General features: G+C 60.7%; 18 protein-coding genes. 5 read left to right on the top strand and 13 right to left on the bottom strand.

Annotated features, from left to right (window positions below; all coding sequences use genetic code 11):
• Positions 1-11: 11 nt before the first annotated feature.
• Positions 12-2273, bottom strand: a complete 2262-nt coding sequence (locus CAG47_RS05025; RefSeq protein WP_085723825.1) for a heavy metal translocating P-type ATPase — start codon at positions 2271-2273, stop codon at positions 12-14.
• A gap of 93 nt (positions 2274-2366) precedes the next feature.
• On the opposite strand from CAG47_RS05025, the gene cadR reads away from it, so the two are divergent.
• Positions 2367-2816, top strand: a complete 450-nt coding sequence (gene cadR, locus CAG47_RS05020) for a Cd(II)/Pb(II)-responsive transcriptional regulator (protein ID WP_085723824.1) — start codon at positions 2367-2369, stop codon at positions 2814-2816.
• Positions 2817-2868: 52 nt separating this feature from the next.
• Here cadR and CAG47_RS05015 read toward each other — a convergent pair whose 3' ends face one another.
• The 3 genes from CAG47_RS05015 to CAG47_RS05005 all read right to left on the bottom strand — a co-directional run bounded on the left by CAG47_RS05015 (position 2869) and on the right by CAG47_RS05005 (position 5582).
• The gene (locus CAG47_RS05015; RefSeq protein WP_085723823.1) at positions 2869-3840 is read right to left on the bottom strand and encodes a thymidylate synthase; all 972 of its coding nucleotides are present in this window, start codon (positions 3838-3840) and stop codon (positions 2869-2871) included.
• 49 nt (positions 3841-3889) lie between these two features.
• On the bottom strand, positions 3890-4702 hold the full coding sequence (gene lgt / locus CAG47_RS05010; RefSeq protein WP_085723822.1) for a prolipoprotein diacylglyceryl transferase: 813 nt from the start codon (positions 4700-4702) through the stop codon (positions 3890-3892).
• Between the two features lie 97 nt (positions 4703-4799).
• Positions 4800-5582 carry a sulfite exporter TauE/SafE family protein gene (locus CAG47_RS05005; protein ID WP_085723821.1) on the bottom strand — a complete coding sequence of 261 codons (783 nt, stop codon included), beginning with the start codon at positions 5580-5582 and terminating at the stop codon, positions 4800-4802.
• Positions 5583-5716: 134 nt separating this feature from the next.
• On the opposite strand from CAG47_RS05005, the gene CAG47_RS05000 reads away from it, so the two are divergent.
• Complete coding sequence (locus tag CAG47_RS05000; RefSeq protein ID WP_085723820.1) at positions 5717-6463, top strand: NRDE family protein; 747 nt, start codon at positions 5717-5719, stop codon at positions 6461-6463.
• A 102-nt stretch (positions 6464-6565) separates the two neighbouring features.
• Here the strand turns inward: CAG47_RS05000 and ptsP are convergent, their stop codons facing one another.
• Complete coding sequence (gene ptsP / locus CAG47_RS04995) at positions 6566-8845, bottom strand: phosphoenolpyruvate--protein phosphotransferase (protein ID WP_085723819.1); 2280 nt, start codon at positions 8843-8845, stop codon at positions 6566-6568.
• A gap of 22 nt (positions 8846-8867) precedes the next feature.
• Positions 8868-9347 (bottom strand): RNA pyrophosphohydrolase, encoded by a 480-nt coding sequence (locus tag CAG47_RS04990; RefSeq protein WP_053163553.1) that lies wholly within the window; start codon positions 9345-9347, stop codon positions 8868-8870.
• A 143-nt stretch (positions 9348-9490) separates the two neighbouring features.
• Here CAG47_RS04990 and CAG47_RS04985 point away from each other — a divergent pair, with 143 nt between their 5' ends.
• On the top strand, positions 9491-10147 hold the full coding sequence (locus CAG47_RS04985) for an HAD family phosphatase (protein WP_085723818.1): 657 nt from the start codon (positions 9491-9493) through the stop codon (positions 10145-10147).
• Between the two features lie 129 nt (positions 10148-10276).
• Here CAG47_RS04985 and CAG47_RS04980 read toward each other — a convergent pair whose 3' ends face one another.
• Both CAG47_RS04980 and ilvA read right to left on the bottom strand, forming a co-directional pair.
• Positions 10277-10702: a DUF2269 domain-containing protein gene (locus tag CAG47_RS04980; protein ID WP_085723817.1), complete on the bottom strand. Its 426-nt coding sequence runs from the start codon at positions 10700-10702 to the stop codon at positions 10277-10279.
• Positions 10703-10741: 39 nt separating this feature from the next.
• Positions 10742-12256 carry a threonine ammonia-lyase, biosynthetic gene (gene ilvA, locus CAG47_RS04975; RefSeq protein WP_085723816.1) on the bottom strand — a complete coding sequence of 505 codons (1515 nt, stop codon included), beginning with the start codon at positions 12254-12256 and terminating at the stop codon, positions 10742-10744.
• Positions 12257-12528: 272 nt separating this feature from the next.
• Between ilvA and rpiA the strand changes: the two genes are divergently transcribed.
• A complete protein-coding gene (rpiA, locus tag CAG47_RS04970) occupies positions 12529-13203 on the top strand; it encodes a ribose-5-phosphate isomerase RpiA (RefSeq protein WP_085723815.1) in 675 nt (224 codons plus the stop codon).
• 159 nt (positions 13204-13362) lie between these two features.
• Here the strand turns inward: rpiA and CAG47_RS04965 are convergent, their stop codons facing one another.
• The 4 genes from CAG47_RS04965 to CAG47_RS04950 form a co-directional block, all read right to left on the bottom strand.
• Positions 13363-14286 carry an SdiA-regulated domain-containing protein gene (locus tag CAG47_RS04965; RefSeq protein ID WP_085723814.1) on the bottom strand — a complete coding sequence of 308 codons (924 nt, stop codon included), beginning with the start codon at positions 14284-14286 and terminating at the stop codon, positions 13363-13365.
• Positions 14287-14404: 118 nt separating this feature from the next.
• Positions 14405-15331 carry an SdiA-regulated domain-containing protein gene (locus CAG47_RS04960; RefSeq protein WP_085723813.1) on the bottom strand — a complete coding sequence of 309 codons (927 nt, stop codon included), beginning with the start codon at positions 15329-15331 and terminating at the stop codon, positions 14405-14407.
• 267 nt (positions 15332-15598) lie between these two features.
• Complete coding sequence (locus CAG47_RS04955) at positions 15599-16264, bottom strand: fumarylacetoacetate hydrolase family protein (protein ID WP_085723812.1); 666 nt, start codon at positions 16262-16264, stop codon at positions 15599-15601.
• Between the two features lie 38 nt (positions 16265-16302).
• Positions 16303-17697, bottom strand: a complete 1395-nt coding sequence (locus tag CAG47_RS04950; RefSeq protein WP_085723811.1) for an FAD-binding oxidoreductase — start codon at positions 17695-17697, stop codon at positions 16303-16305.
• 206 nt (positions 17698-17903) lie between these two features.
• On the opposite strand from CAG47_RS04950, the gene serA reads away from it, so the two are divergent.
• Complete coding sequence (serA, locus tag CAG47_RS04940; protein WP_085723810.1) at positions 17904-19133, top strand: phosphoglycerate dehydrogenase; 1230 nt, start codon at positions 17904-17906, stop codon at positions 19131-19133.
• Positions 19134-19257: 124 nt separating this feature from the next.
• On the opposite strand, the gene CAG47_RS04935 is transcribed toward serA, so the two are convergent.
• Positions 19258-19683, bottom strand: a complete 426-nt coding sequence (locus tag CAG47_RS04935; protein WP_085723809.1) for a DUF4399 domain-containing protein — start codon at positions 19681-19683, stop codon at positions 19258-19260.
• Positions 19684-19795: the final 112 nt, after the last annotated feature.

Here is a 19795-nt window from a genome sequence, read left to right as displayed (position 1 = left end):
TCCCTCATCCTTTATTTGCGCAGCAGGCGCAAACCGTTGAACACCACCAGTAGGCTCACGCCCATATCGGCGAACACTGCCATCCACATGGTAGCGACCCCGGCGAAGGTTACCCCAAGAAAGATCGCCTTGATCACCAACGCCAGGGCGATGTTCTGCTTGAGGATGCTGGATGTCTGCCGCGACAGGCGAATGAATGCCGGGATCTTGCGAAGATCGTCGTCCATCAGGGCGACATCGGCGGTCTCGATGGCTGTATCGGTGCCGGCGGCGGCCATGGCGAAACCGATCTCGGAGCGCGCCAGTGCCGGGGCATCGTTGATACCGTCACCGACCATGCCGACCCGGCGCCCCTGGGCATAAAGAGACTCGATGGCCTGCAATTTGTCACCCGGCAACAGGTCGCCCCTGGCCTCATCGATGCCGACCTGCCCGGCAATGGCTTGCGCGGTGTGGACGTTATCGCCGGTCAGCATCAAGGTTTTGATGCCCAGGTCATGCAATTGCCGGATGGCCTCGCGACTGGACTCTTTTACCGTATCGGCGACGGCGAACAGCGCCAACGGGCCGGACGAATCCAGCAGCAGCACCACCGACTTGCCCTGTTTTTCCAGGGCGAACAGTTTCTCTTCCAGCGCTGGCGAACACAGCCCCAGATCCTCCACCAGGCGATGGTTGCCCAAATGATAGAGCTGGCCGTCGATCTCACCGCGCACACCGCGCCCGCCCAACGCTTCGAAGTTATCCACAATCAGCGGTGCGATTGGCTTATCCACAGCCGCTTTGGCGATGGCCAGGGAAACCGGGTGATCCGAGCGCCCGGCCAGTGCGGCGGCAATGGCGGGTGCCGACTCGTCGACGGTCGGGTCCAGCGACAGGTAATCGGTCTGCACCGGCTTGCCGTGGGTGATGGTGCCGGTCTTGTCCAGGGCCAGGGCGTCGAGCTTGTAACCGCCCTCCAGATAGACGCCGCCCTTGACCAGGATGCCTTTGCGCGCTGCCGCCGCGAGGCCGCTGACGATGGTCACGGGCGTGGAAATCACCAGCGCACACGGGCAAGCCACCACCAGCAGCACCAGTGCCCGGTAGATCCAGTCAAACCACAACGCGCCCATGAACAATGGCGGGATTACCGCCACGGCCAAGGCCAGGACGAACACCGCCGGGGTGTAGATTTTCGAGAAGCTGTCGACAAAACGCTGGGTTGGAGCCCGCGCGCCCTGGGCCTGCTCGACGGCGTGGATGATGCGCGCCAGGGTCGAGTTATCCGCCGCCGCAGTGACCGCGTATTCCAGTGAACCGGCCTGATTGATGGTGCCGGCGAATACTTTGTCGCCGACGGTTTTTTCCACCGGCAGGCTTTCACCGGTGATTGGCGCCTGATCGATGGTCGAGCGACCGGACAGTACCTCGCCGTCCAGGCCGATGCGCTCACCGGGACGGATCCGTACCCGCGCGCCAAGCCCAATGGTTTTGACATCCTGCTCGAGCCAGCTCCCGTCAGCCTGCAACACCGTTGCCGTGTCCGGGGTCATCTGCATCAGGCCGCCGATGGCATTGCGCGCGCGGTCCAGGGACCGGGCTTCGATCAACTCGGCGACGGTGAACAGGAACATCACCATGGCCGCTTCGGGCCACTGGCCGATCAGCACTGCGCCGGTCACGGCAATGCTCATCAGCGCATTGATGTTCAGGTTGCGGTTTTTAAGGGCGATCCAGCCTTTTTTGTAAGTGCCCAGACCGCCGCTGAGGATCGAGACCAGTGCGATAACTGCCACCACCCAATTCGGCGCGAAACCGGTGAAGTGGATGACTTCTGCCAGCAATGCACCGACACCGGACAGCGCCAAGGGCCACCACGGCTTTTTCCGGGGCGCCGGTTTCGGCGTTTCACCCCCCTGATCCAGCGGCTCGGCATCCATGCCCAAGGCCTTTATGGCCTCGATGATCGGCTCGATACCAGGCAAATCGTGGGTCACGATCAGCACACGATTAATCAGATTGAACTCCAGCTGCTGCACGCCGGTCATCTTGCTAAGAGTGGTCTGAATTAGCGTCTGCTCGGTCGGGCAGTCCATCGCCTCAATGCGAAAGCTGCTCAGCCTGGCCCCGGCCGTCGGTGCTTCGCTCAGCATTACTATCGCTGGCGCCGTCGTACGGGACGAACAGCAGGAATCACCGTGACCGCCGTGGTCATGTTTTTGCACGGGCTTGAGCTTGTGGCTGTGCTCGTGTTCAGCCCCGGGTTTGTGGGAGTGCAGGGAATCGCTCATTGGTTGCGTCCATTAGAGTGCCTGTTGCCAAGTAAAGACCCTGTAGCCACTATAGGGTCAAGCACCCATTTTGGAGAGTTGGAGATTGCCGTCATGAAGATTGGAGAATTGGCGAAGCTCACGGACTGTGCCGTGGAAACGATCCGCTACTACGAGCGCGAGAGCCTTCTGCCGGAACCAGCCCGCAGTGACGGCAATTATCGCGTCTACACCCAGACCCACGCCGAGCGCCTGACCTTCATCCGCAACTGCCGCACCCTCGACATGACCCTCGAGGAAATCCGCAGTCTGCTGGCATTTCGCGACAGCCCACGGGACCAGTGCGAAAGCGTCAACGCGCTGATCGATGAGCACATCCACCATGTAAAGGCACGGATCGACGGCTTGCTGGCGTTGCAGGCACAACTGCTCGTCCTGCGCCAACGCTGTGGCGAAGGGCCAGATGTCGATCAATGCGGGATCTTGCAGCGGCTGGAAGTGAGCGGCGGGGTTGTGGCGACGGAGGTCGAGCATTCTCATGTTGGCCGTAGTCACGGCCACTAGGCACACCACAAAATAAAATGTGGGAGCGGGCTTGCTCCCACATTGGTTTGCTTCAGACCGCCATCGGCGCCGTCATCGGCGCATGGTGCTCGTAGCCTTCCAGCGAGAAATCGCTCGGCTCGACCAGCTCCAGCCATTCAGGCTGGTACACACCGGTCTTGGCGAACTCCGGCACACGATCACTGATCACCAGCTTGGGCATCGGGAACGGCTCGCGCTTGAGCTGCTCGTTAAGCATGTCCAGGTGGTTTTCGTAGACGTGGGCATCACCGATGAAATAAGTGAACCAGCGCGGCGTGTAGCCCGTCAGACGACCGATCAGGCTCAGCAGCGCAGCGCCTTCGGTGAGGTTGAATGGCGTGCCAAGCCCCAGGTCGTTGGAGCGGATGTAGAGCGTCAAGGAAATCTCTCTGGTCTCGACATTCGGGTGGAACTGATACAGCAGGTGGCACGGCGGCAGGGCCATTTCATCGAGCTGGGCGCAGTTCCAGCCGTGGAACAGGATGCGACGGCTGCCCGGGTCCTTGATGATGGTGTCGACGCACTGGCGGACCTGGTCGATAGCCTTGTACAGCACCACGTAAGCCTGGCCATCCTCTTCACCTTCGGCGATCTGGCGATAGCCTTGCTTCAGGGTCTGCTCGATGGCAGCCGGATTGCTCAGCGGGATCTGCTTGTACGCCGGCCATTTGCGCCATTGCACGCCGTAGATCTCGCCGAGGTCATCTTCGCCCTGGCGGAACGGGTTGGCCAGCCACTGGGCGTTTTCGTTGGCGTTCTGGTCCCAGACCTTGCAGCCCAGGGCGCGGAACTCGGCCGCGTTGTTCACGCCACGCAGGAAACCGCACATTTCGCCAATGGCCGATTTGAAGGCCATCTTGCGCGTGGTGATCGCCGGAAAACCTTCCTGCAAGTCATAACGCAGCATCGCGCCGGGGAAACTGATGGTGTTCACGCCGGTACGGTTGGCCTGCTTGGTGCCGTTCTTGATGACGTGGGCGACCAGTTCGAGATATTGCTTCATGAATTACCTGTGTCCTTGAACCCGCAGCCATCGCCGCGGGGTTCGAATTTTATACGGCTGCCGCTGGAGCCGCCGGAGCGCGGTGATACGCCAGCCAGATCAGGAGCAGGCCGCCGAGGATCATCGGCACGCACAGCACCTGCCCCATGGTCAGCCAGTTCCAGGCCAGATAGCCCAGTTGCGCGTCCGGTACGCGGACGAACTCGACGATGAAACGGAAGATTCCGTAGAACAGCGCGAACATGCCGGAAACCGCCATGGTCGGCCGTGGCTTGCGCGAGAACAGCCAGAGGATCAGGAACAGCGCCACGCCTTCGAGGGCGAACTGGTACAGCTGCGACGGGTGGCGCGGCAACTGCGCCGGGTCGCTGAACGGCGGGAAGATCATCGCCCACGGCACGTCGGTCGGCTTGCCCCACAACTCGGCGTTGATGAAGTTGCCAATGCGCCCGGCACCCAGGCCAATCGGCACCATCGGTGCCACGAAATCCATCAGTTGGAAAAACGACTTGTTGTTCTTTTTACCGAACCACAACGCCGCCAACATCACACCGATGAAACCACCGTGGAACGACATGCCACCCTTCCACACTTCGAAAATCAGTGTCGGGTTGGCCAGATAAGCGCCCAGATCGTAGAACAGCACGTAACCCAGTCGTCCGCCGACAATCACCCCCATCGACATCCAGAACACCATGTCGGAGAGTTTCTCCTTGGTCCAGGTGGGGTCGAAACGGTTCAACCGGCGGGACGCCAGCAGCCAGGCGCCGCCGATGCCGATCAGGTACATCAGACCGTACCAGTGGATTTTCAGCGGACCGATGGCCAGGGCCACCGGGTCGATCTGCGGGTAAGGCAGCATTGCGACTCCTCGTTAGCGTTCAAATCTTAAAAATTCCCGGGCGACGCTGCCACCTCAGGATTAAGCCAGGATTGCGCTGCCCGTCAGAGCAGATGCTTCAGACTAGAAAGTTCAGGCCCACGCAGAACAGCAAAGCGGCAAACAGCCGTTTCAGCAACTTCGGCGACAACCTGTGGGCCAATCGCGCGCCAAGGCGGGCGAACACCATGCTGGTCAGGGCAATGCCCAGCAACGCCGGCAAATAAATGAAACCGAGACTATGGGCCGGGAGCAACGGTTCGTGCCAGCCCAGAATCATGAAACTTAATGCACTGGCCAGGGCAATGGGCAGACCGCAGGCCGATGAAGTGGCCACGGCTTGCTGCATCGGCACGCTGCGCCAGGTCAGGAACGGCACGGTCAACGAACCGCCGCCAATGCCGAAAATGGCCGACGCCCAGCCAATCACGCTACCGGCCGCGGTCAGACCGAGTTTACCCGGCACGGCTCGGCTGGCCTTGGGTTTGACGTCCAGCGCCAGCTGAGCGGCGATCACCAGGGCGAATACACCAATGAGTTTCTGCAGGTTGGGGCCGGAAATCGCTTCGGCCGTCAGCGCGCCAAACCCGGCACCGATCAGAATGCCGACGGTCATCCACATGAAGATCGGCCAGCGCACGGCGCCACGGCGGTGATGCTCGCGTACCGCGTTGACCGAGGTAAAGATGATCGTCGCCAGGGACGTCCCCACCGCCAGGTGCGTGAGAATCGACGGATCGAACCCTTGGGCCTTGAAGCTCAATACCAGCACCGGGACGATGATGATCCCGCCACCCACGCCAAACAGCCCGGCGAGCACACCTGCACAGGCGCCGAGCGCCAGATAGAGCAGAAATTCCATGGTCGTCGCGCCCGCATCCCCAAAACCGGAGCGGCATGGTAACGGATGCATGGCCAAAAGCTCCACTGTGCAAGGCGATGGATCGATGAGCGATGTCTGCGTAGAGTGAGCAAAAAACACACAAGGACTGCCTGATGTGCCTGATTGTTTTTGCCTGGCGCCCGGGCCATGCCAGACCGCTGGTCGTGGCGGCCAATCGCGATGAGTTCTATGCCCGCCCCAGCCTGCCTCTGGCACCCTGGCCCGAAGCACCGCACGTCCATGCGGGGCGCGACCTCGAGGCCGGGGGCACCTGGCTCGGCGTCGGTGCCAACGGACGTTTTGCGGCGCTGACCAACATCCGCGACCCCCATCGACCGCCAGGGCGCAAGTCTCGCGGGGAGCTGGTCGCACGCTTTCTCACCGGGGAAATGTCAATTGACGACTATTTAGCCGACGTTGTCGACCGTTCGCTGGAATATGGTGGCTTTAACCTGCTGGTCGGCAATACCCATGAGCTTTGGCACTTCAATCAACGGGAATCGAAAGCGGTTATGCTGGCCCCTGGACTCTACGGGCTATCCAATGCCGGGCTGGACACGCCGTGGCCGAAATTGCTCAAGGCCAAGGCGGCACTGAGCGAGGTGCTGGATGATCCGCGCCCCCAGGCGCTGCTGGCGCTGTTGAGCGATGCGCAGACCGCGCCGCTTGCCGAGCTGCCGGATACCGGAGTGGGGCTCGCCACGGAAACGCTGTTGTCGAGCGTGTTCATTGCCAGCCAGAGTTATGGGACGCGAGCGAGTACGGCGTTGATTGTGCAGGCGGACGGTTCACGGCATTTGGTCGAAAGGAGTTTCGGGCCGTTTGGTGGGCATCTTGGGGAGGTGGAGATCAGGCTTTAGTCTTGTGTTGCCTGGACTGGCCTCATCGCGAGCTTGCTCGCTCCTACAGGGATTTGCGTCGCCTGTAGGAGCGAGCAAGCTCGCGATGGCGCCATCAGCGTTTCAGAGCGTCTTGATCGCCGCCGGATTGATCATCCGCGCCAGCCCGAGGTTCTTCAGCGCCAGCTGCAACGAGCTGTGAATCACTTGCGGGTTGTCGATGGTCATCAGTTCCTCCAGCAATTCCCTGGCCTTGCTCAGGTTGATCTGACGCAGCATCCACTTCACTTTCGGCAAGTTGGTGGCGTTCATCGACAGGCTGTCGAAACCCATCGCCATCAACAGCACCGCCGCCGCCGGGTCACCGGCCATTTCGCCGCAGATGCTCACCGGCTTGCCTTCGGCATGAGCGTCGCGCACGACGGTTTGCAGGGCTTGCAGCACCGCCGGGTGCAGGTAGTCGTATAGATCGGCCACCCGCGGGTTGTTGCGATCCACGGCCAACAGGTACTGGGTCAGGTCGTTGGAGCCAACCGACAGGAAATCCACCTGCCGCGCCAGCTCTTTGGTCTGATACACCGCCGCCGGAATCTCGATCATCACGCCGACCGGCGGCATCGGTATGTCACAGCCCTCGTCACGCACTTCGCCCCAGGCACGGTGGATCAGGTGCAGGGCCTCCTCCAGCTCGTGGGTGCCGGAAATCATCGGCAGCAGGATGCGCAGGTTGTTCAAACCTTCACTGGCCTTGAGCATGGCACGGGTCTGTACCAGGAAAATTTCCGGGTGATCAAGGGTGACGCGAATGCCGCGCCAGCCGAGGAACGGGTTGTCTTCCTTGATCGGGAAGTACGACAGCGATTTGTCGCCGCCGATGTCCAGGGTCCGCATGGTCACCGGTTGCGGGTGGAATGCGGCCAGTTGTTCGCGGTAGATCGCCAACTGTTCCTTTTCACTCGGGAAACGCTGGTTGATCATGAACGGCACTTCGGTGCGGTACAGGCCAACGCCTTCGGCCCCACGCTTCTGCGCGCGCGCCACATCCGCCAGCAGGCCGGTGTTGACCCAAAGCGGCATGCGGTGGCCATCGACCGTCACGCACGGCAGATCGCGCAGCGCATCCAGGCCGAGGGCCAGTTGTTTCTCTTCCTCGACGACCTCGGCGAACTGCTTGCGCAGCACGTCGCTCGGGTTGGTGTAGACCTCGCCGTGATAGCCGTCGACGATCATCTGGATGCCGTCGACCTTGGAGTACGGCAAGTCAACCAGGCCCATCACCGTCGGGATGCCCATGGCCCGCGCCAGGATGGCGACGTGGGAGTTGCCGGAGCCGAGCACCGACACCAGGCCGGCCAGCTTGCCTTCCGGCACCTCGCCGAGCATCGCCGGCGTCAGTTCTTCGCTGACCAGAATGGTGTTGTCGGGGTAGACCAGGGTTTGCTGGCGCTCTTCCTGCAAGTAAGCCAGCAGGCGTCGACCGAGGTCCTTGACGTCCGAGGCGCGCTCGCGCAGGTAGGCGTCGTCCATCAATTCGAAACGGTTGACGTGATCGGTGACCACCTGGCGCAACGCGCCCTGGGCCCACTGGCCGGTCTTGATCACCGTGGTGACTTCGCTGCCCAGCGCGGCATCGTCGAGCATCATCAGGTAGACGTCGAACAGCGCCCGTTCTTCCGGGCGCAACTGCGTAGCGAGCTTGGCGGACAACGCGCGCATGTCGGCGCGTACGCCTTCGATGGCGGTCTTGAACAGCTTGAGTTCGGCGTCGATGTCGCTGATGGACTTGTCCGGCACCACGTCCAGGTCAGCCGGAGGCAGCATGACCACCGCCGTACCGACTGCGGCACCCGGCGAACCCGGCACGCCGATGAACTTGGCTTCCTGGATGCCCTTGCCCTGACGACCGAGACCGCGGATCGAACCGGTGGCTTCGGCGTGGGCAATAACGCCGGCGAGTTGCGCACTCATGGTCACGAGGAAGGCTTCTTCACCTTCATCGAACTGGCGGCGCTCCTTTTGCTGGATAACCAACACGCCGACAACGCGGCGGTGGTGAATGATCGGTGCGCCGAGGAACGAGGCGAAGCGCTCTTCGCCGGTTTCGGCGAAGTAGCGGTAGCGCGGGTGATCCGCGGCGTTTTCGAGGTTCAGGGGTTCTTCGCGCGTACCGACCAGGCCAACCAGACCTTCGTTGGGTGCCATGCTGACCTTGCCGATCGAGCGCTTGTTCAAGCCCTCGGTGGCCATCAGCACGAAACGGTTGGTCTCCGGATCAAGCAGGTAGACCGAGCAGACCTGGCTGCCCATGGCCTCTTTGACGCGCAACACAATAATCCCCAACGCCGCCTTGAGATCCTTGGCGGAGTTAACTTCCTGGACGATCTTGCGCAGCGTATTGAGCATGGCTCGGGGTCGAACTCCGTCGTCAGTCGCGCGCTAAAAGGCGCGGGGCAAGCTCTTTGAGAGCGCGTCGATACACCTCGCGCTTGAATGTCACCACCTGGCCCAACGGATACCAATAGCTGACCCAGCGCCAGCCATCGAATTCCGGTTTACCGGTCAAATCCATCCGCACCCGCTGTTCGTTGGAGACCAGGCGCAGGAGAAACCATTTCTGTTTCTGGCCGATGCACAGCGGTTGGCTGTGGGTACGTACCAGACGTTGCGGCAAACGATAGCGCAACCAGCCCCGGGTGCAGGCGAGAATTTCAACATCTTCGCGCTCCAGGCCCACTTCTTCGTTCAACTCGCGGTACAAGGCGTCTTCCGGCGTCTCTTCGGGGTTGATTCCTCCCTGTGGAAACTGCCAGGCATCTTGATTGATTCGGCGAGCCCATAGCACCTGGCCGGCGTCATTCGTCAGAATGATCCCGACATTGGGGCGAAAACCATCGGGGTCGATCACGGCAACAACCTCGCAAACGCATGTCGCCGCATTGTTCCATAAAGGTTGTGAAGGCGGCAACGAAGGTTCCTACCTTATGTGCACTCTTGTGAAAAGACCGTATTCTTGTCGCCTTTTTACTGACTTTTCAGCGGGTAACTGCAATGCGCCTGGCTTTATTCGATTTGGACAACACCCTTCTGGGCGGTGACAGCGATCACGCTTGGGGCGATTACCTGTGCGAGCGCGGCTTCCTCGACGCCGTCGCCTACAAGACTCGCAACGATGCGTTCTACCAGGATTACCTGGCCGGAAAACTGGATAACGCCGCTTACCTGAACTTCTGCCTGGAAGTCCTCGGTCGCACCGAAATGGCCACGCTGGATCTGTGGCACAGCGATTACATGCGCGACTGCATCGAACCGATCATCCTGCCCAAGGCCATCGACTTGCTGGCCAGGCACCGTGCCGCCGGCGACAAACTGGTGATCATCACCGCGACCAATCGCTTCGTCACCGGGCCAATTGCCACGCGCCTGGGCGTCGAAACCCTGATCGCCACCGAATGCGAAATGGTCGACGGCCGCTATACCGGGCGCAGCACCGACGTGCCGTGCTTCCGTGAAGGCAAAGTGACGCGCCTGAATCGCTGGCTGGAAGAAACCGGATACACGCTGGAAGACAGCTACTTCTATAGCGACTCGATGAATGACCTGCCGCTGCTGGAGCAGGTGACGAATCCGGTGGCGGTTGATCCGGACCCGAACCTGCGGGCCGAGGCCGAGAAGCGCGGCTGGCCGGTGATCAGTCTGCGCGACTGATCACCGCCCCCCTGTAGGAGCGAGCATGCTCGCGATGGTCGTCAACGATAACGCGGGCGGCCTGACACCCCGGGGTGTCTGATCCTCCATCGCGAGCTTGCTCGCTCCTACAGGGATGGGGCAATGGCCTTAGACTGGTTTGGCCCCCATCAACCCGGCAATCGCGATAAAGCAGACAAAGCTGAACAACGCCAAAGCAAAACTGAACTTACCGACGCTGCCCGGCGCCTTGCGCAGCTTGTTCAGTCGCACCAGCAACCAGAACCACGCCAGCGCCGCCACGGTGTACAGCACGCTGGAGGCCAGCAACCAGGTCTGCCCCAGCGGCCAACCCACCAGATGCACCATCCACCAGCCGGTGAACGGCATACTCAGCAGCGCCAACCCCATCAGCAGCCAGACGAACACCCTTGGCCGCTGCAAGGTACGACTACCCGCCGTCGCATCACCCTTGCGCCGCGCAAGCAAAACCCAGACGCCCAGCCCCAGCGCACAAGCCAGCAGCACAACGGTTGCCACCATGTGCGCCGCTTTCAGGGCAGTTAACGTTTCCATTGTCAGATTTCCTTATTGCCTGCCCATCAGCGTAGCCCCTCAGCCAAGAAACAGCTGATAGGCCGGGTTATCGCTTTCGTCCCAGTACGGGTAACCGATTTCTTCCAGCGCCGCCGGCACCAGATGGCGCTCGTCGTGAGGCACTTGCAGGCCCGCGACGACACGACCATCGGCGGCGCCATGGTTGCGGTAATGGAACATCGAGATGTTCCAGCGCCCGCCCAGCTTGTTGAGGAAGTTGAACAGCGCGCCCGGACGCTCCGGGAATTCGAAACGCAGGATCACTTCATCGACCACATGCGCCGCACGCCCACCGACCATATGACGGATGTGCAGCTTGGCCAGTTCGTTGTCGGTCAGGTCCAGCACCGGGAAGCCTTGCTCGCTCAGGCTGGCGATCAGTGCGCTGCGCGGGTCGTTTTCCGGGTGCGTCTGCACGCCGACAAAGATGTGCGCTTCGCTGCCGGTGTTGTAGCGGTAGTTGAATTCGGTGATCTGGCGCTTGCCGATGGCCTCGCAGAACGCCTTGAAGCTGCCCGGTTTCTCGGGAATGGTCACGGCGATGATGGCTTCGCGGCCCTCACCCAGCTCCGCGCGCTCGGCGACGTGACGCAGGCGGTCGAAGTTGACGTTGGCCCCGGAGTCGATGGCGACGAAGGTCTGGCCACTGACGCCGCGCTGCTCGACATACTTCTTGATCCCGGCCACGCCCAAGGCGCCGGCAGGTTCGGTGATCGAGCGGGTATCGTCGTAGATATCCTTGATGGCCGCACAGATTTCGTCGGTGCTGACGGTAATCACTTCATCGACATGGTCTTTGCAGATGTCGAAGGTGTGCTGGCCGATCTGCGCCACCGCGACGCCGTCGGCGAAGATGCCCACGGTCGGCAACACCACGCGCTCGCCCGCGGCCATGGCCGCTTGCAGGCAGTTGGAGTCATCCGGCTCCACACCGATGATCTTGATGTCCGGACGCAGGTATTTGACGTAGGCCGCAATACCGGCGATCAGACCGCCGCCGCCCACAGGGACGAAAATCGCGTCCAATGGCTGCGGGTGCTGGCGCAGGATCTCCATGGCCACGGTGCCCTGCCCGGCAATGGTGTGGGGATCGTCGTAGGGGTGAATGTAGACGTAGCCTTTTTCATCGACCAGTTTCAGCGAGTACGCCAGCGCTTCCGGGAACGAATCGCCATGCAGCACCACTTTACCGCCACGGGAGCGCACGCCTTCGACCTTGATCTCCGGAGTAGTCTTGGGCATGACAATGGTCGCTTTCACACCCAGTACCTTGGCCGCCAGGGCCAGGCCTTGGGCATGGTTGCCCGCCGACGCGGTGACCACGCCGCGAGCGCGCTCTTCGTCGCTCAACTGGGTCAACTTGTTGTAGGCGCCGCGAATCTTGAACGAGTACACCGGCTGCAAGTCTTCGCGCTTGAGCCAAATACTGTTGCCCAGCCGCTCGGAGAGCTGGCGGGCAGTCTGCAATGGGGTTTCTACGGCAACGTCATAAACGCGCGAGGTGAGGATCTTTTTGACGTACTGTTCAAGCATCGGAAAGCATCACTGAGCGGGTTGGGCAGGACCATGGAGTCTAACCCGGCTTTTACTCATGCGACCACCCTGTGTGCAGGAGCGAGCATGCTCGCGATGGAGGATCAGACACCGCGGGGTGTCAGGTCGCCAGCGTTATCGTTGACGACCATCGCGAGCATGCTCGCTCCTACAGGTATCGATTGCGGCCCGCCAATCGGGCAATGACCTTCCCCCGCCCCGAAGCCTATAATGCCGGCCTTTCGTTCTCTCCTTGGCACCCCGGAGCCCGCATGAACCAGGATCAACTCAAACAGGCAGTGGCACAGGCCGCCGTCGACTTCATCCTTCCGAAACTCGACGACAAGAGCATCGTCGGGGTCGGCACCGGCTCCACCGCCAACTGCTTCATCGATGCACTGGCCCGGCACAAGAGCGCATTCGATGGCGCCGTCGCCAGCTCCGAAGCCACCGCCGCGCGCCTCAAGGGCCACGGGATTCCGGTGTATGAGCTGAACACCGTCAGCGACCTGGAGTTCTACATCGACGGCGCCGATGAAAGCGACGAGCACCTGAACCTGATCAAGGGCGGTGGCGCTGCCCTGACCCGCGAGAAGATTGTCGCGGCGGTGGCCAAGACGTTCATCTGCATCGCCGACGCCAGCAAACTGGTACCGGTCCTCGGCACGTTCCCACTGCCGGTGGAGGTGATCCCGATGGCCCGCAGCCACGTGGCCCGCGAGCTGGTGAAGCTCGGCGGCGATCCGGTTTACCGTGAGGGCGTGCTGACCGACAACGGCAACATCATCCTCGACGTATTCAACATGCAGATCACCAATCCAGTGGAACTGGAGACGCAGATCAATGCGATCGTCGGCGTGGTCACCAATGGTTTGTTCGCGGCGCGTCCGGCGGACCTGCTGCTGTTGGGTACGAGCGAAGGCGTGAAGACCCTGCGCGCTGAGTAAGCCAATCTGCCCACCTGTTTGCGGGCAGACAAAACAACTGTGGGAGCGAGCCTGCTCGCGATAGCGGACTGTCAGTTGAAATCAATCTCGACTGATACACCGCTTTCGTCGGATCGCCGCCCGGAGCAAGCTCGCTCCCACATTGATACGGGGTGCCGGTCAGTGTTGTGTTGGTTTCTTGAACACGTAGAACAGGTTCGGCTCACTGACGAGGTACAGCGTACCGTCGTCGTCCACGGCGATCCCCTCCGCTTGCGGCACGGTTTTTTGCAGGCCCTGGCGCCCCTTGCGCAATGACATTGTGCTCAGCGGACGCCCGCCCACATCCAGCTCCAGCATCAATCGCGACTCTTCCGACAGCGCCAGCAGATGCCCGCTGCGCTCGTCGTATTGCAGGCTCGACAGATCCCGCACAAACAACCCCGCATCCCGCTTGGGGTCGTTGATCACGTGCACCGAGTAAGACTCTTCGGGATTGAAACGCGGAAAACCGTGCACTTCGTAGATCAGCATCGGGTTGCGCTCCTTCGCCACGAACAGGCGCTTGCCCACCGAGTCGTAAGCCAGACCCTCGAAACCCTTGTTGCCGCCCTTGTCCATGTGCACGCCCAGGGTCATTTGCTCGGCGTCTGCCGCATCGAGGAAGGTAGTGTCCGGCTCCAGGCGAACCTTGATCAGCCGCTGCTGGCTCTCTTCAGCGATCACATACGTGTCGGCACTGATGAATTCAACCGCTTCCGGATCGCCGAATCCGACCAACGCCACACGGCGCAAAATCCTGCCGTCCAGGGACAACTCGATCAACTCGCTGCGTTTGTTGGTGACGGTGAACAGGCTTTTGCGCACCGGGTCATAGGTCAATGCCGAAACGTTGTCAGCCAGGCCATCGATCACCTGCGCCTCGGTCACGACCCGATACTGGTCCAGCGCCATGGACTGGGCATTCGCCGCCTGCCACTGCGTATGCAGATTGAACCAGGCACGCTCGAACAGGCGCAGGTATTGGCCGAACGCAATCAATACCGCCAGCGAGATCACCGACAGGATCAGAATCAGGGATTTGGGGCGGGCAAATCGACGCATTCGGGCAGGCTCGGGGTCAAGACAGGCGGATGAAATATCACGCCTGTCTGAACTGAAGCTTAATGGCCACTAGCCCAGTCCTACAACCGAGCGCTAGAAATCCTGCAAACCCTGAACGTCAGTGCTGCTTTTCGAAGCGATAGAACAGGTTCGGCTCACTCACCATGTACAGCGTCCCCGCTTCGTCCATGGTCACGCCTTCGGCGCGGGGAATGGTGTTTTTCAAACCGTTGAAGCCGCGCAGCAGGGTGATGAAACTGACCTGCTCGCCCTTCGTGTCCAGCTCCAGCAACAGGTGCGAATCGGCGGACAGCACCAGCATGTGACCGGTGCGCGGGTCGATGGCCAGGGCAGACAGGTTGCGCATGTCCAGCGCATGACTGGCCAGCTTCAGCTTGTCGCCGGTAAGGGCCTTGCCGTCACCGCTCCAGGTAAACAATGCCGGCGGGCGCTCTTCGCCCAGCACCAGTTGCTGATTGCGCGGATCCCAGGTGACACCTTCGAAGGCCTTGTTCTGGTCTTTGGAAGGACCGAGATCGTATTTGGGGAAATCGGCGATATTCAGCTCGCGAGTATCGGCATCGACCTTGACGATAACGATCAGGTGCTCGCGCTCATCGACAATGGCCAGTCGGCCGTCACCCAGCACCGTGACGCCCTCAGGGTTGTTCCAACCCACCAGCGGCATCTTGCGCAGCACATCGCCCTGCAAGTTCAATTCGACCAGGAACGGGTTCTTGCCCATGACCGAAAACAGGGTTTTGGTCTGAGGGTCATAGGCCACGTCCGATGCTTCGTCCTTCTCCATGCCCGGCAGCGGCTTGGCATCGATCACGGCCCGATAGTCCGGAAGCCAGATGCTCGCCTGGCGCTCGGCCGGGGTCTTGAACTGCTCTTTCACCCAGAGAATACCCCGCGCATCCCAGTGCATGGCGAAGGCGACACCATAGGCAACAACCGCCACCAGCAATAGCCAGGTGTACCAGCGCAGGGCGAAGCGTGAGCGGCGGGCAGATTCAAGCTTGGAAAGCGGAGCAGTGGCCATCGGGGAATGCATTCCAGAAATTCGGGCTAGGGGTAATAGCACAATTTGGGGCGGCCCAGAGGCCGAATGCCTGAAATTATCCAGACCGGATGTGAAAAAAACGGGAAATGACAGGATGGAACTGTGTGCAATCCGAACTTCAGCCCACCACATACGACTGTGGGAGCGAGCCTGCTCGCGATGAGGCAGTGTCAGTCAACAGAGATGCTGAATGACACACCGCAATCGCGAGCAGGCTCGCTCCCACAGGGCACAACGGTGTTACAGCTAACGAACGCTGCTGGTAAAGCGGCTGGCGCCCGGCAGTTCCAGGACAATTTCGTCACCGACATTCAGCGGACCGACGCCCACCGGTGTACCCGTCAGGATCACATCACCGGCCTGCAGCGAGAAGCAACCGGCCATGTGCTGGATCATCGGTACGATCGGGTTGAGCATGGCGCTGCTGTTACCGTCCTGGCGAACTTCGCCGTTGATGGTCAGGCGGATGCCGATGTCGGTCAGGTCGGCAAAGGTGCTGCCAGACACGAACGGAGCAATCACCGCCGCACCGTCGAAGGACTTGGCGATTTCCCACGGCAGCCCCTTGGATTTCAGCTCGGCCTGTTTGTCACGCAAGGTCAGGTCCAGGGCGGGAGCAAAACCGGAAATGGCGTCGAGCACTTCTTCAACACTCGGCCTGGTCGACAATGGCTTGCCGATCAACACCGCGATTTCCGCTTCGTAATGCACCGAACCGCGCTCGGTCGGAATACTGAAACCACCTTCCAGCGGCACCACGCAACTGCCCGGCTTGATGAACAGCAGCGGTTCGGTCGGCACCGGATTATCCAACTCCCTGGCGTGTTCGGCGTAGTTACGGCCAATACACACCACTTTCCCCAGCGGGAAGTGAATGCGCGTACCGTCGACATACTGGTGCTGATAGCTCATTACCGACTCCTGCTTCGTTGGCTCTTAACGTTCGAAAATCAAACCGCGAAAATCTTGCCCGGGTTCATGATGCCGTTCGGGTCGAACACTGCCTTGACGGCTTTCATGTACTCGATCTCCACCGGGGAACGGCTGTAGGTCAGGTAATCACGCTTGGTCATGCCCACGCCGTGCTCGGCGGAAATCGAGCCGTTGTGCTTCTCGACGGTTTCGAACACCCACTTGTTGACGGTGGCGCACTTGGCGAAGAACTCGTCCTTGCTCAGGTTATCCGGCTTGAGGATGTTCAAGTGCAGGTTGCCGTCGCCGATGTGGCCGAACCAGACAATTTCGAAATCCGGGTAGTGTTCGCCGACGATCGCGTCGATTTCCTTCAGGAACGCCGGGACTTTCGACACGGTTACCGAGATGTCGTTCTTGTACGGCGTCCAGTGGGAGATGGTTTCCGAGATGTATTCGCGCAGCTTCCACAGGTTCTGCAACTGGGTCTCGCTCTGGCTCATCACACCGTCCAGTACCCAGCCCTGCTCGACACAGTGCTCGAAGGTTTCCAGGGCGTGGTTGGCCACTTCTTCGGTGGTCGCTTCGAATTCCAGCAGCGCATAGAACGGGCAGTCGGATTCGAACGGCGCCGGGACATCGCCACGAGCCATGACTTTGGCCAGGGCCTTGTCGGAGAAGAACTCGAAGGCGGTCAGGTCAAGTTTGCTCTGGAAGGCGTGCAGCACCGGCATGATCGAGTCGAAGTCGGCGGTGCCGAGCACCATCGCGGTGAGGTTTTTCGGTGCACGGTCCAGGCGCATGGTCGCTTCGACCACGAAACCGAGAGTGCCTTCGGCGCCAATGAACAGCTGACGCATGTCGTAGCCGGTGGCGTTCTTGATCAGGTCGCGGTTCAGTTCCAGCACGTCGCCCTTGCCGGTGACGACTTTCATGCCGGCCACCCAGTTACGGGTCATGCCGTAGCGAATCACCTTGATTCCGCCGGCATTGGTGCCGATATTGCCGCCAATCTGGCTCGAACCGGACGATGCGAAGTCCACCGGGTAGTACAGGCCCTTTTCTTCGGCGACGTTCTGCAACTGCTTGGTGACCACGCCCGGCTGGCAGACGGCGGTACGGTCGGTGAGGTTCACATCGAGAATCTGGTTCATGTAGTCGAACGACACGACCACTTCGCCATTGGCTGCCACTGCGGCAGCGGACAACCCGGTACGGCCACCGGACGGCACCAGCGCCACCTTGTGTTTATTGGCCCACAGGACAACGGCCTGGACCTGCTCGGTGGTCTTGGGGAACACGATGGCGGTCGGGGCCGGGGCGAAATGCTTGGTCCAATCCTTTCCGTAAGCATTCAGGGAGTCGGCATCGGTCAACACCTTGCCAGGCTCAACCAGGGTCTTCAGCTCTTCAATCAGGGCAGGATTGGTCATCGACAGAACTCTCGAACAATTCATGGTCATCCTGAGAACGCTTCACGTCGCAGGAATGAGTGTTTAGCGGGGTGCATATGCTAGCATACCGACCCCGCAGGATAGTGCCCAAGGGCTGTTCTGCGGTGACGGCTTTCCTGCCGTCCGGGTCAGCTCCGGGCTGCTCCCTTCCCTGCCATTTTTCTCCGGGATACAGGTTTACGCAGATGAGCAAGACTTCTCTCGATAAGAGCAAGATCAAGTTCCTTCTTCTCGAAGGCGTCCACCAATCGGCTGTCGACGTCCTCAAGGCGGCGGGCTACACCAGCATCGAGTACCTCACTGGTTCTCTGCCGGAAGCCCAGCTCAAGGAAAAGATCGCGGATGCTCACTTCATCGGCATTCGCTCACGCACTCAACTGACCGAAGAGATCTTCGATCACGCGAAGAAGCTGGTCGCGGTCGGCTGTTTCTGCATCGGCACCAACCAGGTCGACCTGGACGCTGCTCGCGAGCGCGGTATCGCCGTGTTCAACGCACCGTACTCCAACACCCGTTCCGTAGCGGAGCTGGTGCTGGCCGAAGCGATCCTGCTGCTGCGCGGCATCCCTGAGAAGAACGCTTCCTGCCACCGTGGCGGCTGGATCAAGAGCGCGGCCAACTCCTTCGAAATCCGTGGCAAGAAGCTGGGCATCGTCGGTTATGGCTCGATCGGTACTCAACTGTCGGTCCTGGCTGAAGGCCTGGGGATGCAGGTGTACTTCTACGACACCGTCACCAAGCTGCCACTGGGCAACGCCACCCAGGTAGGCAACCTGCACGAACTGCTGGGGATGTCCGACATCGTTTCGCTGCACGTACCGGAAACCGCCGCTACCCAGTGGATGATGGGCGAGAAGGAAATCCGCGCGATCAAGAAAGGCGGCATCCTGATCAACGCCGCCCGCGGCACCGTGGTCGAGCTGGACCACCTGGCGGCCGCCATCAAGGACAAACACCTGATCGGCGCGGCCATCGACGTATTCCCGGTGGAGCCACGCTCCAACGACGAAGAGTTCGAAAGCCCGCTGCGTGGCCTGGACAACGTGATCCTGACCCCGCACATCGGCGGCTCCACTGCCGAAGCCCAGGCCAACATCGGCCTGGAAGTCGCGGAGAAACTGGTCAAGTACAGCGACAACGGTACTTCGGTATCGTCCGTGAACTTCCCGGAAGTGGCCCTGCCGGCTCACCCTGGCAAGCACCGTCTGCTGCACATCCACGAGAACATCCCGGGCGTGATGAGCGAGATCAACAAGGTCTTCGCCGAAAACGGCATCAACATCTCCGGCCAGTTCCTGCAGACCAACGAGAAGGTCGGCTACGTGGTCATCGACGTCGACGCCGAGTATTCGGACCTGGCGCAAGAGAAGCTGCAACACGTCAACGGCACCATCCGTAGTCGAGTTCTGTTCTAACAGAACAGCGACAAGCGATAAGCTTCAAGCGGCAAGTTGAGTTTGCGTTTGCTTTGACTTGAAGCTTATAGCTTGCAGCTTGCAACTATAAAAAAGGGAGCCCCAGCGAAGCGGGCTCCCTTTTTTATTTCACATTGACGGTGATCTTCTCGGAAACGATCGGCGGATCGAACGGGATGTGGTTGCTATCGCCCAGTTCAAGCTGCAAGGTGTGCTTGCCCGGCGTGAGCGTCACTTCAGCCTGGGTCTGCGCTCCACCGTAATGCAGGTGGTTGTCATCCTTGGGGATCGGCGCACCGGCAGCTGGCAGCTCATCGACATCGATCAGCAAGTGGTGATGACCGCTGTTCTTGGTGGGATCGCCCGCCGGAGCCAGGGAAATGTTCTCGACGGCAAACTTCACCACGACAGTCTGTGGAACCGTCGCACCGTCCTTGGGAGACACGATGGACACTTCGGCGCCTTTCGGAGCCGGCGTTGCAGCACTGGCCAGCACAGAAACACCCATCAACAGGCCAGCCAAGGCAGCACGTGACATAAAGGTTTTCATTCTCTTCTCCAGTTTTTCCGTAAAATCCACGCGACCATGACAACTTCATAGCCATTTGTTGTCGAAGGCACTCGACAACCATAGCAAAGCGAGCCTGAATCAGAGGGTCGCG

Origin of the sequence: Pseudomonas sp. R37(2017), from assembly GCF_002113375.1 — a bacterium.
GTDB lineage: Bacteria > Pseudomonadota > Gammaproteobacteria > Pseudomonadales > Pseudomonadaceae > Aquipseudomonas.
The sequence above is the reverse complement of the archived record's forward strand: the minus strand, read 5'-3'. Positions and strand labels throughout refer to the sequence as shown.

Bases quoted from the DNA above. Each gene is read 5' to 3' on its own strand.
- CAG47_RS04980 (WP_085723817.1), bottom strand. From the start codon at position 10,702: ATGGAAACGTTAACTGCCCTGAAAGCGGCGCACATGGTGGCAACCGTT.
- ilvA (WP_085723816.1), bottom strand. From the start codon at position 12,256: ATGCTTGAACAGTACGTCAAAAAGATCCTCACCTCGCGCGTTTATGAC.
- CAG47_RS05005 (WP_085723821.1), bottom strand. From the start codon at position 5,582: ATGGAATTTCTGCTCTATCTGGCGCTCGGCGCCTGTGCAGGTGTGCTC.
- CAG47_RS04960 (WP_085723813.1), bottom strand. From the start codon at position 15,331: ATGGCCACTGCTCCGCTTTCCAAGCTTGAATCTGCCCGCCGCTCACGC.
- CAG47_RS04935 (WP_085723809.1), bottom strand. From the start codon at position 19,683: ATGAAAACCTTTATGTCACGTGCTGCCTTGGCTGGCCTGTTGATGGGT.
- rpiA (WP_085723815.1), top strand. From the start codon at position 12,529: ATGAACCAGGATCAACTCAAACAGGCAGTGGCACAGGCCGCCGTCGAC.
- serA (WP_085723810.1), top strand. From the start codon at position 17,904: ATGAGCAAGACTTCTCTCGATAAGAGCAAGATCAAGTTCCTTCTTCTC.
- CAG47_RS04950 (WP_085723811.1), bottom strand. From the start codon at position 17,697: ATGACCAATCCTGCCCTGATTGAAGAGCTGAAGACCCTGGTTGAGCCT.
- CAG47_RS04955 (WP_085723812.1), bottom strand. From the start codon at position 16,264: ATGAGCTATCAGCACCAGTATGTCGACGGTACGCGCATTCACTTCCCG.
- cadR (WP_085723824.1), top strand. From the start codon at position 2,367: ATGAAGATTGGAGAATTGGCGAAGCTCACGGACTGTGCCGTGGAAACG.
- CAG47_RS04985 (WP_085723818.1), top strand. From the start codon at position 9,491: ATGCGCCTGGCTTTATTCGATTTGGACAACACCCTTCTGGGCGGTGAC.
- CAG47_RS05000 (WP_085723820.1), top strand. From the start codon at position 5,717: ATGTGCCTGATTGTTTTTGCCTGGCGCCCGGGCCATGCCAGACCGCTG.
- CAG47_RS05025 (WP_085723825.1), bottom strand. From the start codon at position 2,273: ATGAGCGATTCCCTGCACTCCCACAAACCCGGGGCTGAACACGAGCAC.
- ptsP (WP_085723819.1), bottom strand. From the start codon at position 8,845: ATGCTCAATACGCTGCGCAAGATCGTCCAGGAAGTTAACTCCGCCAAG.
- CAG47_RS05015 (WP_085723823.1), bottom strand. From the start codon at position 3,840: ATGAAGCAATATCTCGAACTGGTCGCCCACGTCATCAAGAACGGCACC.
- lgt (WP_085723822.1), bottom strand. From the start codon at position 4,702: ATGCTGCCTTACCCGCAGATCGACCCGGTGGCCCTGGCCATCGGTCCG.
- CAG47_RS04965 (WP_085723814.1), bottom strand. From the start codon at position 14,286: ATGCGTCGATTTGCCCGCCCCAAATCCCTGATTCTGATCCTGTCGGTG.